Source organism: Ruegeria sp. AF8 (assembly GCF_056541825.1).
In genome coordinates this window covers 1-731 of record NZ_JBQFYW010000087.1, presented here as the reverse complement: position 1 = coordinate 731, position 731 = coordinate 1, and the positions used below count along the sequence as shown (strand labels likewise).

Below are 731 nucleotides of genomic sequence, written 5' to 3'. Positions count from 1 at the left end.
AGGTGTTGTCACATTAACTTCCGGCCCACCAAGGAATGCTGATGCTCGGATTTCAAGCGGCTCGAGTAGCGGCATTCCAGGCGTCAAATGCCTCGAGGCGGTGAAATCGAATTGTTAAGGCTGAACGACGAAGAGCGGGGGCGCAGAAGCAATTCCGAATGGCTGAACGGGTGGCCACGAACCTCTGCAAACCTCCTGGGGACCGAAATCTCTGCATCGTCCGTTCCCGCTTTCGGAATGGGAGGTGGCTGTTTTCGGCTCGATTGTTCAAGCCCTTGTGCGACCAATGAGCCAACCCCGGCGCGACCTCGCGCTTGGCGGCGCCATACGAGCGTAGTTTGTCCGTGATGATCCGCTTGGGAATGAAACCAAGACGCTTGATCAGGCGGCGTAACAGCCGTTTTGCAGCCCGTTTGTCCCGCCTGGGTTGGAGAATTTCGTCCAGCACGACGCCATGCTGATCAACCGCCCGCCAAAGCCAATACTTGCGACCTGCGATTCTCACGGCAACTTCATCCAGATGCCAGACATCACCCGGACGGTTCTGTCTCTGCCGCAGGTTTCGAGCTACCGCTGGCCCGAACTTGATGACCCAACGCCGGACCGTTTCGTATGACGCATCGATCCCGCGCTGCAACAACATCTCTTCAACTTCCCGCAGGCTCAGATTGAAGCGAAGGTACAGCCACACCGCGTGCGCGATGATCTGAGGAGGAAACCGGTGGCGCTTG

At 57.9% G+C, this 731-nt stretch carries 1 protein-coding gene; it reads right to left on the bottom strand.

Annotation, left to right across the window (positions count from 1 at the left end):
- Window positions 1–52: 52 nt before the first annotated feature.
- A partial coding sequence (locus tag ACR0AO_RS25500) for an IS6 family transposase (RefSeq protein WP_480609857.1) occupies window positions 53–731 on the bottom strand: 679 nt, incomplete at its 5' end.